Source organism: Vibrio algicola (assembly GCF_009601765.2).
GTDB lineage: Bacteria > Pseudomonadota > Gammaproteobacteria > Enterobacterales > Vibrionaceae > Vibrio > Vibrio algicola.
Genome location: NZ_CP045699.1, coordinates 1,872,200 through 1,889,264, shown reverse-complemented (window position 1 = coordinate 1,889,264; position 17,065 = coordinate 1,872,200). Strand labels below are relative to the sequence as shown.

Here is a 17,065-nt window from a genome sequence, read left to right as displayed (position 1 = left end):
GTATTTTCGGCGTATTCAAATTAATCCAATACATTCAATGCACGAAACTCATCGTAGGCGTATTGGTCTGTCATACCGCTAATGTAGTCTTGGATCAGGCGAACGCGGAAGTAAAACTCCCAAACCTCATCACTAAAGTCGTAAGGTAAATAGGCGATCTCCACCGATTTACCTTTTTCTTGTTCTAAAGTTTGCATCGCGATTTTATACGCTCTTAAGTGCTTATTAGGCAACTTTTTATACAACCTTCTCTCGTACAGTGGCGCATCGTCAATATTGGTAAAGGTCTCTTTATCCAGTACAAGTAATGGCTTATAAGCTTCAAGTAACCCAGTCAGAATTCGATAACCTTGTAGCTCACTCTTTTCAACTTCGGGATCGCAAAAGGCATATTTTAAAGACACATTTTTGAGTGTTTCAACCAAGGCATGCTGGAAACTTTGATCTTCAATTAGCGCGCGATTAAAGCTGCCATGAAATACCGCTTCAATATTATGGATGAACTGTTCGCAAGCGTGTTTTGGTAAATGTGTATTTATTTCAACGCGCAAAGCGACAAAAAAATAACTGTCGAGGCTGTGCTGGTTTTTATTCGCACTGGTGTACGCCTTATCGATAATGGTTTGCATCACACTTGGATCGGGCAAGTTATAGCGCTGTGCTAATAATCGAAATTCAGAATCAAGCGCATCTTTAAGTTGTTCGAGTGACAAAATTCCTTTTTCTACCGCATCTTCGATATCCGCAATACCGTAAGAAATATCATCAGCCGCTTCCATTATGTATGAAAATGGAGAACGACAGTGGTCTGCCATCGATAAGACCGATTTCATCGATTCAACATAGCGGTGCTCACTTAAGTAATACCCTACCTTTTTCATTAGGTAATGATAATTTTGCAGTGACTTATTTTCAGGTTGTTTTTTGGGTGAGATTTGATCGCCACGACGAGTGTATTTAAAAATTCCAGACACTTGAGAGTAAGTCAGGTTGAGGCCTAAAAGCGAGTGGACCAAACGAATGGCCTGAGCATTACCTTCAAAATTAATCAGATCTTGGCGGATCGGAGCGGGTAACTCAACTCGGGTGTTACCATTTTCACCTGCCGTAAGAGAGGCCATATTACGCGTAAACCAGTCGTTGATCGCTTGCTCGCCAAAGTGACCAAAAGGCGGGTTACCCACATCATGCATTAAGCAGGACATCTCGACAATCGATTCAATTTGACGATCTAATTCGACTAACTGATATTTTTTAAGATCGTCATTTGAGAGATGTTTAAAAATTAACTGGGTAATGAAGCGACCCACTTGTTGTACTTCTAAAGAGTGAGTCAAACGACTGCGTACCGCTGCATTACGTTCTAATGGGAATACTTGGGTTTTTTGTTGCAGCCGACGAATAGCAGCAGAATTGATAATTCGCCCACGATCACTTTCAAAACTGGTTTGCGGAGCCACCCCCGATGAGCCTTTAGAATAAACTCTAGTGTTACGTACTTTTTGGTTAAAATTAATCGTCATAACGTACTCTCAAGAAATTTGATGTAGTTAAATTGAATAAATTAGAGGGGGGACAATACCCCCAGATTAATTATTTATAACATGTAATACATGCACCACCACCTTCTTCAAGATCGTACATTGCATCCATATCCATAGTATCTATGAGCATCGTGTCATCAACCATGGCATGCATGCCCAAACGCCTTTTTCTTTCACGTTTTTTCTTTTTCTCAAAGCGCTCAATCACTTTCTGATGATTGGCTTTAATTTGAGCAATACGATCTGGGTTTTCTAATGTTTCAAGGGGTTCGTTAGGGCCCATCCAAAAGAAAGTTTCACCATTTTCGCTGGTTTCGGCTCGTTTCTCATAAGACTTTGCTTCTTCAAAAGCTTCAGGGTGACGTTCGCGTAAACGTACCCATTCGATTTTTCTTTGGAAAAAACAGAATGTACAACCAGAACGAGAGCGCCAATCATAATATTTGGGTAATCCTAACCCTGCGCTTTCTAAGATATCAAAAACGCCTTGTTTTTTTATACCATCTTCAGCAAAAGGCATTCTAATTGTTAGTTCTTTTTGGCTTTCATTAGGTCTGTAGCCGTCACGCCATGGTTCATCTGCGCGTATACCCACATAGGATACAACTTCATAACCGTCGTTAAGAAATGGTTTAATCCACTTCTCAAAGGGTTCTAACTTCATTCTTATCGTACACCAACGTTGCTGTCCCGCAGGTAAGAAATTATTGTGCTGTTTTAACCAGTAATCAAAATCTTTACCACTATTAATGTGTTTTATTGGTTTACGCAACTGTATTTCAAGTAATTCTAAGAACTCATAAACTTCAGGTAATTCTTTACCGGTATCAGTAAAAAAATACTCAATATCGAGATCGGGATAATTACGTGCCATGTAAACTGCAAGTGCAGCGCTATCTTTTCCACCGGATAAGCCGAGAACATGTTTTATTTTTTTTGCTTTACTCATGAGTAATACCTATTTATTTTAATCCTGAGCTTCCAATGTCTCTTTGAGCATATATTGTAATACATTAATTTTATCAAATTCGTCTAAGCTTTCTAGATCCGACTTGAGTGTTTCTATCGTTGTTTTAAGTTGCTTACTATCTGTTAAGCGAATTTCTTTTTTATATGAAACTAGCTTCCCATCATCATCTTCAAGTACAAGAGACACCAGCTTAGTTTTAACTGGGGAGGTATTTTCACCTTTAGATGATTGCGATTTCACGACACTCAAGAAGCTTTGAGCGTAATCACTAACTTTGTTTATTGCTGTTGCAAGGATTTCTTCATTCCAATTTTGTTTAATCCTGCCTGAAATGGTTTGAAGCATACTTTCAATCCAGTTAATTAATCCTTGCTCACTTTTAGCAAGATCTAAAGCAAAATTGTGTAGATTACTATCACCAGAAGAGTTGATAACAACGTTACACATTGATGCTAATTCCTCGCCCGTCTCAGGAAAAAAACTTTGCACTTGATTTTTAAAGCCTAAAAGAGTCTTTTCATGCTTTTCTTTTAAAGTTTTAAAGCATTCTTCTAATAATTCGATACGCTCTAGATTATTGAGCATATCTTTCGGGTCGAGTAAATTCACTAAATCTTTGAATAGCAAGGAGTGAGGATCATTCGCTTGTAGGAAGAGATCTCGTATCGATATAACTAACTTATTTTTCTTAGGATCATCTTTAATGAATTGATGAGCATTTTTAACCCATTGGGGTAAGTTATGCATACCGGTCACAAGAGGGGTAGCGACTGCTAGAACGCTGTTAGATATATCTTGGTTTGTTGATATACCACGACTAGCCTCAGAGGAAGCAAATCCTCTTAAATATTGTAACCAGTTTTTTTCTTCTTCTTTTAGAATGATGAATTTAACGGCTAAGTCCTGTGGTGTTTTTATAAGTTTATGCACATAGTCAATATCCGGTTCAGTTATAAACGCAAAGTCACCAGATAAATCTTTTTCATAAAAAGCCAAATCCTGACCGATGGATTTTACAAAGGCAAATAAATAGATAGGAATTAAACCTTGTGTCAAACCATAAGGAGCTTGACTCCATAACGTCTTAATTGCCGATAGCGGAACGGTTTCACCTTCTTGTTCTTTAATTAAAGCTAAAGCTGCATTGAACACCGCATCAAGAGCTGGAGATAAGTTATCAACGTGCCAATGTTTATTTCCATCTTCAATTTCAGAATGGATCGCTGTGTTTTTTAAACAGCTAATGTACATTGATTTCTCTGGAGGGAAGCCTGTAATACCTAAGTATTCTTGGTCTTCATGCTCTAACATCGCTTCTAACAATTTCTTAAGAGCTGATACCGCTGTACCAGATAACTTGTTACGGTTAACGAGTTCATTTTTAATTTTTGGTGAGCAGTTATAAATATGATCAGCTGCCAGTGTTGATATATGGCTTAATGACTCAGTTGAATATTCTTTGCCCTTGTAGAACCAATGACTATTGTTAAATGAGTTAGAGATAGCATTGCTTAACGCTATCTCTGCATTGATTCGTCTGCCTTCATATTCTTTTTGAGCAACTTTATCGTGTTGTAAAATACGACCTGTTTCTTTATCAGACTTTATTAATTCAAGTGCATAGCATTCTTTTGCTAATGTCACGATATCTTCAGAATTATCTGCTATTGCTAATATTACCTTTTCAGATTGAAGGCTAGCATCTTTAAGGTCATATGCCGGGTCAGATTGAAGAATTAGAATAAATGATACAAAAGCGGCGCTGTCAGAATTTTCTATTTCTTGCAGGTCAATATTGGCTGCGCTTGTCACGATTTGTTGTTCAGCCCAGCGTAGTGTGCCGGTAGTATGGTAATGGCCTTTGGCGATTACTTGATCGGTGTATTGAATATAATCAATGGCTTCTTTTGGGTCATTGATTTGCTCAATAGTGCTTTCAACTAATCCTTGGAGATCTAAATCAGAGCCTTCGAAAACCATCCAAGATGACAAGTGCTTACGATAAATAATGCAAGACTTGTCTTTAAGCATTGATAAATATTCATCTAGCTCATTTTTATCTTTAACTTGAGTACTTGCTAAAAGAAGGCTTTCAGTCGCTGTAAGGTTTGCTGGTTTACCGAAGAGGGTAATTAGAGCAATGTTTTTTAGGACGCCTATGGCTATTTCAGGTAAGCCTTTTTGTATGGCTTGGCGAATTGATTCAGTTGCAGTTGCCCACGCATGTCCATCAGGTGAACTAAGGATCGCATGCTCAAGGTTTACTTCTAAATAATCCCAAAGATTGACTAGATCATAACGAGCATCTTTATCTATGGCCGTTTGTAAAAATAATTGAAAGCTATTTTGTTCGTGAGAGTTTAAAAAACTAAAAGTAGAACGTTCATTTTGGCTAAATCTACGTTTAGAGATTGGGCCTAATAATAACGCTGATAATGGGTGAAGTGGGGCGCATTGCTCAAGTCGTTCTTTAAGCAAGGTTTTACGTTCTTTTTTATCATTTAAGGCATTAAGTACAGCTTTTACGTAAATATCATCTTGATGAGTTAGGTTAGACTCATTAACAATTGACTGACCAATTAATGCAACGGTTTCATCAGTAGAAACATTGTAGATAATATCGTTATATCGACCTTGAATTTTGCCCCATTCTTCTTGCAGTTTTGTACCTCTATCTTTCGCATATTCAGAAAAAGCTTGGTGTAATAAACCAATAAAAATGACAGGGGTAGGCGTTCTTCCTAAGACTTCTGCGATATCTTGGAATAAGTGTAATTCACCCTTGTTTTTATTGATAAACTCAAGGCTTTTACCCATTTCATCGGCAAGTAATAAAACACCATCAATCAAGTTGTTAGCTTCTAAAAATAAAGCTTCCCAAGTACGGATCAATTCCGCATCTGTTTCTACGGTAAGTTTTTGATATCTATTAAATAGATTTATTGTATTGGGATGCTCCTTAAGGGCTGATAGTGTTGCTTGCCAAAAAGTAGCAACAGGGCTGTTAACACCGCCAACGGACCGGATTTGTAACCAGCCTTTTTTGAACTCGATGCTTTCCTTGAGGAGTTTTGTAGAGTCCTGGTTTATGACATTTAAAGCTGTACTTCTGAGCTCATTATCATGGCTCAATAGCCCCGTTAAAAGTAAAGCAACCGTAGATTTACCAGAACCATATGGACCCGTTAGTGTATAAGCACGTTGACCCGTTTGAGAATACTGCCTAAAGAGAGTTTCTAATGCTGTTTGAGCTGTTCCGTGATATACCAGTCCAGGAAAAAAAGCACTATTGAGATCACTATCGATACGAGTAGAGCGTTGATGACGGGTTGAGATTGAATAGTGTTTACTTAAAGTCACGTTATTTTCCTTCCTGGGCATAGTAATTTTCCAGGTATTGAGCGGGTTGTTCACTTTGTAAATTATTGAAGCTGTGCTGAATTTGACGTAAACCTTGAGTGTCGGTCCAGGCTATTTTCCCTGATGTTAAAACTTCTAATTGATCAAGTTTTTCACCTAAGCCTGAGCTTGATAACCTGAAAATTCGTCCTGGAGAACCAACATCATTGAGTAAGGAATTAAAGGAAACAGTTCTTTGTTGATGAATAACCTCTCCTGAACTATCTTTTTGCTTTCTTTGTATAAAGTCGATAACAGCATAGGCAAAAACTTCAACAGGCAGTGAAATTTGCTTGGACAGTTCTGCTCGGAAGTCTTTTGGGTTTTCTTGTGTAATTAAGCCGAGCTCTGTAAATGGAGATGCAAAACTATCTTCATTAATTTTATTCGCGGAGGTTCTCTTTACGCCATACATTTGGAATAAGCAGTCGATATCTTTTTTTAGTGTTGCTTCTGTGAGATCTTTCTCATGGTTAACCAATGCAATATTAATTTCTTTTGCTATTTGCTCTTTATTTGTTCGTATGCCATTGAAGTAATTGAAAAACCATCGAGCAGTGTTAAGTTCTGAATTTTGCATGTCAATTGTTTGCATAAGCCAATGTAGCAACCAAACTGTCCCCACTTTATCCATATACTCGTCATAGGCATTAGGAGCCACAAATAGGCTCTTAGCTAGAGGTGTTAATGAATACTCTTGATCTTTCTTATTCGTAGGAGTAATAAGATTTAGTACCCGAATCCAGTGCCTAACAGAAAGCACCATGTTTTTACCCATACCCATTGAAACCATTTGATCTTCAATGTTGTTTTTACTTGTTATGGATTTCCCATCTGTAACTTCTTGAATTATCTTGTATATCCAGCCGTATCTGATAGGGAAGGTTTGATGCCCGGAAAACTTCAGGCTGCTAGATTCAATGCTCAATGTGTTTACCTTGTAATGCGGAGTGGAGATTTTATCCAAACGATGATTCTACAGGATACATCTTTGAGGTCTAGAGGGTATTAATAACAAATGTTAGTTGAAATTTTCTGATGAGTGATCTGTATCGAGTAACTTATTGAACTATTTATTGATATTTATATAAGCTTAGGTATTCTTTTGAAAAGGTTTATTTACAAGGAGTTCGGGTTTAGATGATGATGTTTTCAGTTATGCACGATATGTCTAAAATTGAACGCCTTAATGTTCACAACGAATAATATTATAAAACAATGATTAAGTATTTTGATTATGCCGCATCAACACCTGTTTCCGCACTAGTGTTAGATGCAATGAAATCTTGGCAAAGTGAAAGCTATGCTAACCCTTCAGCTGCTCATAGTGAAGGGGAGAAAGCTGCTAAAGCGATCCAAAAAGCTAGAGAGTCAATCGCAGATAAGATTGGTGCGTTGCCTAGTGAGATCGTTTTTACCAGCGGCGCAAGTGAATCTAATAATCTTGCTTTAAAAGGTGTTGCCTTTAAGCACTTGGAGTTAAAAGGTCATATCATAACTTCCAGTATTGAGCATAAATGTATTCTTAATACATGTGCATTTTTAGAAAGTATTGGATTCTCTGTGACATATCTAGATCCAGGCTCTGATGGGTTAATTGCTTCTAAAGAGTTGATAGCTGCAATAAAACAAAATACGATTTTAATCTCGATACATCATGTTAATAATGAACTTGGAATAATTCAGCCCATAGAGTCATTTGGTGAAATAGCATTTAAAAATAATATATTATTTCATACAGACGCCGCTCAAAGTTTTTGTAAGCTTAATATTGATGTTGATGATATGGATATCGATATGTTGTCCTTATCTGGCCATAAAGTTTATGGACCTAAAGGTATTGGTGCTCTCTATATTCGAGACTCACGAGGTTTAGGATTAGTTCCCTTAATTCACGGTGGAGGGCAAGAGCTTGGATTAAGGGGGGGGACTTCACCAACACCATTAATTGTTGGTTTAGGTGAAGCAGTTGATAGCTTTCCTTCAGAACCTAATTCTAATGATTATTGCATGGTCATGGACTCTCTTAATAAACTTAATTTTAAGCGCAACGGTGGTTCAAATGTTGTTCCGAATATATGGAGTGTTACCTTTGAATCTGATTTGGACGTTGAGAAATTTAAGGTGAATAATTGGTTGGTTTCTCAAGGGTCAGCATGTAATGCGATGAGTAATGTGGCTTCTCATGTACTTTCTGCTTTGGGACTAGAAGAAGCAGAAGCTAGAAGAACCTATCGCATCAGTTTACCACCCTTTTATATTAGTGAATAAGTATAGAAATTGTCTGTGCTTATTTTTATTTGTTGATTGTTTTAGTGCGTGAACATAAACAATGAATTTGCAAACTTTTGTATTTATTAATGAGTGCAATATTTAAGGGTTAATAATGCTTGTAGAAATACTTTTTAATTTTTCAGAGGATGAATTGTTGGCTTTTTTTCCTAAAAGCGCTATCAATTTTGCTCTTAAATTTGATGTTGACGGTGATAATCAAACTTTAAACGATACTTCTTTTAATAAATATAAGTTGGCAAATATCGTTTCTAGTGTAAAGGGAATAGATTTTATTTTTGATGATTTATTACGAAATAAATTAATTGAACGCCTCTCTTCTCAACAATTGGTTAAATTATTTCCAAGTTTTGGACTTCAATCTCATCAAGTTACACCTGAACATTATGATGCGATAGCCAGTTGGGCTGGAAATAATCCTGAAAAGTTTGCGGCTTTATTGGGCCTTTCTGCATTATATGAAAGTCAATTAAGCCAAGATAATGAATTAGAGAGCATTACGTGTATTGAGCCCAATTATGGCCTTTACCCTTACCAACAAAACATTAGCAAACAAGTGTTTTCTGAGCTTGCACAGGATAGCAAACGAGTTTTAATCCACCTGCCAACAGGGGCAGGTAAAACACGCACGGCAATGAATATAGCTGCCGAACATTTAAGGCAATCTGAAAATAACTTAGTGCTTTGGCTAGCAGATAGAGAGGAGCTTTGCTCTCAAGCTTATGCTGAATTTTCTAAAGCATGGCAATCTCTAGGTAATCGCTCTACTTCTCTTTATGGCTTTTATTCAAGTTCTACAGAAAGTCTAAGTGGTATTGACTCTGGCTTTGTAGTTGCTGGCTTACATAAATTTTTAAGTTTAAGAAAAAGCGACTCAAGGCAATTACAGCTTTTATATAGCAAACTAGCTGAAAAAGTCACACTAGTTATTTTTGATGAAGCTCACAAAGCTGTTGCCCCTAAATTTCAAGAAGTGGTTCAAGACTTTATTGATGATGAGACGTTTCATGCTGACTTAATAGGTTTAACAGCAACACCTGGAAGAAGTTATTCTGAGGATGGACTGTCGGAAGAGGACGCTCGTTTAGCTGACTTTTTCTACAACAATAAAGTATCTATGCGAATTTCGGGCTATTTATCACCAATAGATTATTTGGTTGAAAAAGGGTATTTGGCCAAAGCGAACTTTAAGTCATTAAATTATGATCATTCTGGCATTGCTGCATACGAATTAAGAGATGCAGGTGGTGTTGAAACGATGATGACGCTAGCAAATAACATAGAGCGTAATAGACAGATCCTAAAAACGATTATTGATGAATGTAACCTTGGGTCACAAATCATCGTTTTTGCGTGTACCGTAGAGCACGGAATTAACCTGGCTACTGCGCTTGCTTATCAAGGAATAAAAGCAGCATCTATTGATAGTAAAAATGACACAGCTGAGAGCCGTAGAGCAAAAATAGCGCAATATAAAAATGGTGAGCTACAAGTTCTTGTTAATTTTAATGTGCTAACGGCAGGGTTTGATGCCCCTAAAACTAACGTTACCGTAATAGCTAAACCAATGAACTCCTTAGTACAGTATTTACAAATGGCGGGGCGTGCCATGAGGGGTTATAAAAGCGGCGGTAACAAAGAATGCAATATTTATACAGTCATGGATAACATACCTGAGTTTCAAAGTATTAGCCTCGCATTTGGTTATTGGAATGATATGTGGGTCGAAAAGGAAATAAAATAATGAGTAATCGATTTTTAAGTGCTGAGACCGTTATTGAGTCATTAAGAGATAATGGGTATAACAATACTGCTTACGCGTTAGCTGAACTTATTGATAATAGCCTGCAAGCAACGGCCAACCGCGTAGAAGTTGGCTTTATAGAAGAACAATTAAGCGCCCGAAAAAATTATACCGTGTCAGAAATTTCTCTTTGGGATAATGGTGTTGGTATGGATATCGAGACGCTCCGAGTTGCTATGCAATTTGGTGGCGGTACACATCGTAAAGATACAGGTGGTATGGGGAAATTTGGAATGGGATTACCAAACTCATCCATTTCACAGTGTAAGCGTGTTGATGTATGGAGTTGGCAAGCTGGTGGGGAACCTTACCATACTTACTTAGATGTTGATGAGATGAAAAGTGGTGCGCTTGAAGAAGTGCCAATGCCCACAGTAAAAGCTATACCAGTTAAGTACGAAAAAGCGTTTTTTACTAAAAAACCGGAATCAGGCACATTAATTATTTGGTCTAAGCTTGATCGCTTAAGCTGGAAAACGGGCAAATCTATTTATCGCCATTGTGAACATCTTGTCGGAAGAATGTATCGTAATTTTATTAGCGATGAGAATATAAAAATAGAAAGCATTACTTATCGTAAATCAGCTGACGAAAGACTTGATGTTTACGATAAAGAAACTTTTAAAGCTAATGACCCGATGTATCTTAAGAAGAATACTTCGCTACCAGAATTACCTGGTAGTTATAAGAATGAGGCTTTTTTTGAGAAGATGGACGAAGAAGTCATTTCTGTTGAATACATTGATGTCAACGGTGAGCCTAAACGAGATGATGTGACCGTTACTACCTCAATGGTTAAAAAGAATATATCAAATCGTATTTTAAAAGACACTGTTGGTAAATTAGGTGGTACAACTTGGGGTAAACATTGTAGCAAAAATGTAGGCGTTTCAATAGTTCGAGCTAATAGAGAGCTAGTTTTAAGAGATTCATTCTTAACTTCTGCTTTAAGAGAGAGTAAAGGACGCTTTATTGGTATTGAAGTGTCATTTCCGCCAACGCTTGATGCTGTCTTTGGTGTAACGAATAACAAACAAGATGCAATTCGTTTAATTCCTTACGAGATGAAAACAATTTTTACTCAAGCAGGGTTTGAGTCTGAGCAAGAATATTTACGAGATTTAGAAGAAAACTCTGACTCACTACTTCAAGTGCTTAAAGTAGTGGCAGTAATTAAAAAACATGTATCAGCTTTAACTAAAGCATTAGATACAATAAATGTTGAAGGAAAAGCCGTAAAAGGTGATGAGCCAAAAACCGTGTCTGAAGGTGCAGCATCTAAAGCAACGCAAGGCTCCGCACATCGTGAAACCCATGGTCATAAAACTAAAGAAGAAACACCAAAACAGCTGAAGAAGGAAGATGTTGTTGATCACCTTAAAAAAGCAGGTGGAATGAGTGATGAAGAAGCAGAAGAAAAGGCCGAGCGACTCATTCTCACTGGTAATCGTTTTTTAATCGAAGATGTAGCACGAGATTCAGAAGCATTTTTTGATGTATCAACTAGTAAAGGCTTAACATTAGTTTTATTCAATACAAATCATGTTTTCTATCAAAAGCTTGTAAGCAAACTCGGTGGTGATGAGCTTGAAATAATGCAAACCACAATAGCAGGCTTTGCCCGTGTGATGAATGAAACTACAGACGAACGACGTTTAGCCTATTTAAATACTATTCGTAGAGAGTGGGGCTTAGTCATTAGTGAGTTCCTGCAAGGCCCTGAAGATGACGAGTTGGATGATTTTTAATGTCGAGCTTAATCTCAAATACTGAGCTGACACTTCAGCTTGAGGAGTTATTACCTAGTTGCAATGATTTAACTATCATATCTGCTTTTATGACCCAACCAGCGACTCGCTGGTTGGGTCAATTAACTTCTAACAACAAACCTAAAGTTCAATTGGTAGGTCGTTTTACACCGATTGATTTTGCAAAGGGTGCAAGTGACTTAAATGCACTGCGAGATTGTATTAACAATGGTTACCAAGTTAAAGCACTAATAAACCTGCACGCAAAAATTTATCAAATTGATCACGACACTATTTTTAATGGTAGCGCTAATTTAACGGGTAAAGGGTTAGCCTTAGTTAATAACGGCAACTTAGAATCATGTAGCAGAGTAAATGCCTGCGAACAATCCAAAGCATTCATTAATAAAATTGTTGAATCAGCAACTGAGTTAAGTATAAATACGCTTGATAAAATGCAGGCGTTTTTAGAACAACTTGATTATGCAGATGAAACGGAGTTACCTGCTATATGGCCTGAAGAGATACTCCCACAAACATCAGAGTTGTTTGTATCAGACTTCCCCTTAGGTAAACCAGGCGTTATTTTAGATGAATACCAGCTCAACCCATCATTACCTTTTGCTCAAATTGAGTATGCAAAAGATGATTTTACATTAGCGTCAACTTTATTCAAACAAACAAAAGCATACCGTTGGTTAAAAACAAAAGTTACAGAAAACCAATCAGAAAGAGACTTAGGCTTTGGGCAAATCTCAAGGTTGTTGCATGATGCTTTAGCTGATGATCCCGCGCCTTACAGACAAGAAATTAAAGATCTCCATGCTCATTTATATTCTTACCTTAAGCTCTATGCAAGTGATGAAATAGAAGTTTATATGCCAGGCAGAAGAAGTGAAGTTTTAAGAGTTTTATAATTATAAATTAGTAAAGGAAGAATATGGCCAGCCAGTTAGATAAAGTTTTTACAGCTGATCCAAAAAGTGTATTCGAATTATTTTTATCAAAAGGAACAGTTGGATTTTATATACCAGCATATCAGAGAGAATACTCATGGGATGAAAACAACATAGCTAGATTATTTGAAGATATTTGTGGTGGTGTATGTTCTTTGTATGAGCATGAAGATGCTATTACTTTTATAGGCACTATAATTTCGATTTTGGATACAGACCATAAAACTATAAAACCATATATACATGGTGAGTTACCATCAGAAGTTATGTCTGTTATTGACGGCCAGCAAAGACTTACAACCCTTTCTTTGCTTGCTACATGTTATTATCAAAAGCTTGTTGAATTGCAGTATGAAATAAGTTCAGTATCTAAGGAACTTAATTCTTGGATACAAAATACTGTAAATCCAGTCTTAAATCGTTTAAGACAAGTTTTGGAAATTGATCGCTTCTCTAGTGATGAAAAATTCCGTTATTACCCTAAAGTAACTAGATCTTATGCAGATCAATGGTCAACAGATTCTGAAACAGCACAATATGATTCTCCAATTGCCAGTTATTTATTTGATTTTCTAACTTATATCCATTCAGAACAACAGTTCAAACCGAAAGGAGTTTTTACCTATGAGTTATCAAAAAACATTTCAGATGAGAATTTACCTAAACATGAAAGAGTTATTGATAATGTTAAATCACTAAGTAAAAAAATAGATTTGATAATAAATAAAGGAGGCGATGACACTTATCGTTTTCCCCCAATAGATGACATTCTTTCTAATGATGAAATACAAATTCGTCTTTTAGATAAAATAATACCAAAAAATTTACTAGCATCAATTGAAGATATTTCTGAGGGTGAGAGAAGTAAGTTTCATAAGATCATTCGTTTATTTATTTTAGTTAATTTTTTTCTAGATAGAGTTGCTGTTACAAGCGTGGTTGCCACCAACGAAACTTATGCTTTTGATATGTTTGAGGCTTTAAATACTACAGGTGAGCCATTAACTGCATTTGAAACATTTAAGCCCAAAGTTATCGACCTAGTTGGAGTTAAAGCTTATGAAAATTCGCAAGAAAGAACTTATATTAATTATATTGATGAAACTTTAGATAAATATAAAAAAGCAGAAGACAAACAGAATGCAACAACCAGACTGCTGAAACCATTTAGGTTAGCTTTAGAAGGTGATTCCTTATCTAAGCATCTGTCAGATCAACGACGATTTCTAAACAAAGCTTTTGATAGTTTAGATAGTGTTATGAGCAAACATGATTTTGTAAAAAGTATGTATGAAACATCTATTTTTTTAAAACAATGTTGGCCAGAAAAAAAACAAGATTCTCCTAATTTAAAGTGTTTCAATGGGTTTGAAAGTAAAGAGTTAGAGCTATGTTTAGCGATGTTGCGAGATGCTAACCACAGTATCACTTTAGGGATTTTTGTAAGATATTTTTCTGAATATAATTCCTCAAATCAGACTGAGGAAGACTTTAATAAATTTGTCAGTGTTGTTCAGGCTGTAACTGCGTTTTTTGTTTTATGGAGATCTACAAGGCACGGTACAGATGGTATTGATAATGCTTATAGAGACTTAATGAAAAATGGTCATACCCATGATGGCACTTTGATATGTAAACCGATATGTTTTTCGATGAATAAAGGTACTATTGATTTACCAAGTGTAAAAGACTTACAACAAGCTTTATATCTCAAGCTCAATGATAAATTTAAAGGACCTATTTGCCGAGATACTTATATTTCTAGAGCAAAAAACATTCAAACGTTTAAAAACAATAAAGCTTTAACACGTTTTATGCTTCTTATTGCGAGTGATGATGTTGTATGTTCGAGTAAATATAGTGGACTTGTTGAAAAGGGCGTTTCAGGTTCAGCCCCTAATTTTAACTCAGAAAAATGGGAATATTTTAAAACAATAGAGCATATATATCCTCAGTCAAAGCCGAAAGGTTGGGCTGATTGCTTATCCGAGATTAGTAGTGAGCATGTTATTGGTAATCTACTCTTACTTCCTCAGTATATAAATAGCTCTCTAGGGAAAAGAACATGGGAAGAGAAGAAATTAATTTTGACACTTCTGTGCTGTAAAACTGAGGAGAAAAGGAATGAACTAATAGATTTAGCGAAAGCTAAGTCTATAGAGCTATCGTTTTCTACAGAATCTATTGCGATAGGTTCAAAATATATGTCACATGTGGAAGCTGCCTCTCAAGCTGATGATTGGACTAACGACTTTGTAAACAAAAGATCTGAGAATATTTATGGTTTAGTTTGGGACAATGTAATTCATTGGCTAAAGTAATTGACTAGCTTGTAATCTAATTAGTTTATATTTATTGATTTTTACATTTTTTTCATGCAAAAGAGCTTCAAGTTGAAGCTTAGATATATTCAGCCCACCTACTTTTATTAAATCTTTCAAAAGGCGTTTATTAAACGCCTTTTGTTTTTTGTAGTCGTCAAACGTATCATCTATATAATCAATTTTATTGAGAAGTAGTGGGCGTTTTTCCTCAATAATGTAATCAAAAAAGTCTACATCTTGATCTGCCATTTTTATTTTAACACGCTCCTTGAGCTGCGGTAGAGGGGAGTCATAAAACCCTTCGTAACCAAGCAGTGTTACCTTACCTGAATGTATGTGAATTTTAATAAGCTGAATATCATCAAGCTCACCATACATTTGTAAGGCTGCTCCAATATATACGCGAAGTACAAGTGGCAATAAGGTGATAAAGTCTTTATGGAGAGTTAGCGCGTGAGGTTGCCCGTTTTCAAAGTCGATTTTACCTGCGGGTAGTAGTTTTTCGGCTTCAATGCACAATGATTCAATCAGAGCACTGTCAGCAATTTGAAAAAGTAGCTCAGTGGCTTGGTGCTGCGCTATTTTGTATGTATCGAAAAATGCCTTTATATCACGTTTTAAGTCTTCTGGCTGTTGCGTGTAAGGTTTACGCTTTTCAAACATGGCAAGTGCAAAGTAAAGGAGTAAATCTTCTTTTCGCATGGTTTCAGCAGTTTTTAGTTCGTCTTCTTCAAACCACTTTAAAACAAGTTGCAGTGCTTTTTTATTAGAGCCAACAACCTCTTTTATTTTTTCAGTTTGTGCAAATTCGTTGTTAGCAGGGCAGCGGCCTAGTGTTAAGCAAGTAAGCCAAAACGATTCAAAAAGTTGCTGGTGCTTCGCAAATAGAATACGAGCTTGATCTTCGTTTACCGGTTCTGGTGCTGTAAGATACTGCCATTTATAGGCGCGTTTATGGCGATTTTGTAACAAGTGTTGTTCTAATTGTTTATCTTTAAATATATAAAATATACCAGGTGCTATTGCTATGACATTTTCTTGTAGACATCTTTCTATATAGGCTTTTATTTCTGATTGTGCATAATACTTTTGAAAGGTATTTCTAGATGTAATCACACCATCTTTATACGACTTAAATTGTGATATGTAATTTTCGTTAGCAAGCATCACGGAAACTACAAGTATCCTATCAGTCAATTCCCATGCCCCCAGTAATGCATCTAATCTTTCGTCTTGGTCTTCGATAACGTTAAGCACAAAGCCTAAATTAATGATGTCAGAGTTGATTTTTTCATTATCAGGCTGAAACTTTGGATCCCAACCTAAAGCATCAAGTCCGTGAGCTTCTAATTCTCGTAAATCATCGCCTCGACCGCAACCATAATCAAAAATAGAATATGAGCCTTCGAGATAACCATATTTTGCTAATGTTTTCATTGGGGCGGAGAGTTCATGTCTCACTAATGCCGTTTTATGTCTGTCAATACCGATATCTTCTGGTTGAATGACTGCTGAACTTCTGAATAATCTCCCATCAACTAATTCGTAGCCATGACGTGTAATTATATTTTCCCATGAGCGTTTAAAGCCAATGAGACGTGAATTTTCATATAAACCTGCATTCTCACCTTCTTTAGTAATTTCGCAGAAAGTATCGTAATGCGGGTTATCGGCTAAAATCATAGCTTCTTTACGATGTAAAATCGGAGGGTTTTCTGAATCAGAATATAAAGTAATTTTATGAGTTAGCTTCGCCAGATCAACATTCAAACTTTGTTTGAGGGGAGGGTAAGAATCAGTATAGAAATCAGGGTAATGTAATAATGAAAGTCGGAATTCTTTTTTAAATAGTTTAACTAAATTCCAATCATTATCATCTATGTTAAGTGCTTGTGCAACGGCAGGTATGAAGCCTTTTAAGGTTTTAGGCAAAACGGAAAAAGCATCTTTATGAAGATATAATGCATCGGGCAGTTGCTTCCCTGATGATATTTCTTTCACTAAATTTGCAAATAGTTGCGCATCCAT

10 protein-coding genes are annotated in these 17,065 nt (G+C 36.4%); 5 read left to right on the top strand and 5 right to left on the bottom strand.

The window, feature by feature from the left end:
* Positions 1–20: 20 nt before the first annotated feature.
* The 4 genes from dgt to GFB47_RS08615 all read right to left on the bottom strand — a co-directional run bounded on the left by dgt (position 21) and on the right by GFB47_RS08615 (position 6,841).
* Positions 21–1,523: a dGTPase gene (dgt, locus tag GFB47_RS08630; RefSeq protein ID WP_153447618.1), complete on the bottom strand. Its 1,503-nt coding sequence runs from the start codon at positions 1,521–1,523 to the stop codon at positions 21–23.
* 70 nt (positions 1,524–1,593) lie between these two features.
* The gene (locus GFB47_RS08625) at positions 1,594–2,493 is read right to left on the bottom strand and encodes a phosphoadenosine phosphosulfate reductase family protein (RefSeq protein WP_153447617.1); all 900 of its coding nucleotides are present in this window, start codon (positions 2,491–2,493) and stop codon (positions 1,594–1,596) included.
* Between the two features lie 18 nt (positions 2,494–2,511).
* Positions 2,512–5,874 carry a hypothetical protein gene (locus GFB47_RS08620; protein ID WP_153447616.1) on the bottom strand — a complete coding sequence of 1,121 codons (3,363 nt, stop codon included), beginning with the start codon at positions 5,872–5,874 and terminating at the stop codon, positions 2,512–2,514.
* Position 5,875: 1 nt separating this feature from the next.
* A complete protein-coding gene (locus GFB47_RS08615; RefSeq protein ID WP_153447615.1) occupies positions 5,876–6,841 on the bottom strand; it encodes a DUF4007 family protein in 966 nt (321 codons plus the stop codon).
* Between the two features lie 290 nt (positions 6,842–7,131).
* On the opposite strand from GFB47_RS08615, the gene GFB47_RS08610 reads away from it, so the two are divergent.
* The 5 genes from GFB47_RS08610 (at position 7,132) to GFB47_RS08590 (ending at position 15,034) form a co-directional block, all read left to right on the top strand.
* On the top strand, positions 7,132–8,184 hold the full coding sequence (locus GFB47_RS08610; protein WP_153447614.1) for a cysteine desulfurase family protein: 1,053 nt from the start codon (positions 7,132–7,134) through the stop codon (positions 8,182–8,184).
* A 115-nt stretch (positions 8,185–8,299) separates the two neighbouring features.
* Complete coding sequence (locus GFB47_RS08605; protein WP_153447613.1) at positions 8,300–9,949, top strand: DEAD/DEAH box helicase; 1,650 nt, start codon at positions 8,300–8,302, stop codon at positions 9,947–9,949.
* Complete coding sequence (locus GFB47_RS08600; protein WP_153447612.1) at positions 9,949–11,757, top strand: ATP-binding protein; 1,809 nt, start codon at positions 9,949–9,951, stop codon at positions 11,755–11,757. The genes GFB47_RS08605 and GFB47_RS08600 overlap by 1 nt, the downstream gene beginning before the upstream one ends.
* Complete coding sequence (locus GFB47_RS08595; protein ID WP_153447611.1) at positions 11,757–12,674, top strand: phospholipase D-like domain-containing protein; 918 nt, start codon at positions 11,757–11,759, stop codon at positions 12,672–12,674. The genes GFB47_RS08600 and GFB47_RS08595 overlap by 1 nt, the downstream gene beginning before the upstream one ends.
* 23 nt (positions 12,675–12,697) lie before the next feature.
* Positions 12,698–15,034, top strand: a complete 2,337-nt coding sequence (locus GFB47_RS08590) for a DUF262 domain-containing HNH endonuclease family protein (protein WP_153447610.1) — start codon at positions 12,698–12,700, stop codon at positions 15,032–15,034.
* Here GFB47_RS08590 and GFB47_RS08585 read toward each other — a convergent pair.
* Positions 15,026–17,065, bottom strand: coding sequence for a DNA phosphorothioation-associated putative methyltransferase (locus tag GFB47_RS08585; protein WP_153447609.1), 2,040 nt, complete (start codon positions 17,063–17,065; stop codon positions 15,026–15,028). The two genes, GFB47_RS08590 and GFB47_RS08585, sit on opposite strands and share 9 nt — an antisense overlap.

What these genes read in the sequence shown, in the direction of transcription:
- GFB47_RS08625 (WP_153447617.1), bottom strand. Translation starts at nt 2,493, where the DNA reads ATGAGTAAAGCAAAAAAAATAAAACATGTTCTCGGCTTATCCGGTGGA.
- dgt (WP_153447618.1), bottom strand. Translation starts at nt 1,523, where the DNA reads ATGACGATTAATTTTAACCAAAAAGTACGTAACACTAGAGTTTATTCT.
- GFB47_RS08610 (WP_153447614.1), top strand. Translation starts at nt 7,132, where the DNA reads ATGATTAAGTATTTTGATTATGCCGCATCAACACCTGTTTCCGCACTA.
- GFB47_RS08585 (WP_153447609.1), bottom strand. Translation starts at nt 17,065, where the DNA reads ATGGATGCGCAACTATTTGCAAATTTAGTGAAAGAAATATCATCAGGG.
- GFB47_RS08590 (WP_153447610.1), top strand. Translation starts at nt 12,698, where the DNA reads ATGGCCAGCCAGTTAGATAAAGTTTTTACAGCTGATCCAAAAAGTGTA.
- GFB47_RS08595 (WP_153447611.1), top strand. Translation starts at nt 11,757, where the DNA reads ATGTCGAGCTTAATCTCAAATACTGAGCTGACACTTCAGCTTGAGGAG.
- GFB47_RS08605 (WP_153447613.1), top strand. Translation starts at nt 8,300, where the DNA reads ATGCTTGTAGAAATACTTTTTAATTTTTCAGAGGATGAATTGTTGGCT.
- GFB47_RS08600 (WP_153447612.1), top strand. Translation starts at nt 9,949, where the DNA reads ATGAGTAATCGATTTTTAAGTGCTGAGACCGTTATTGAGTCATTAAGA.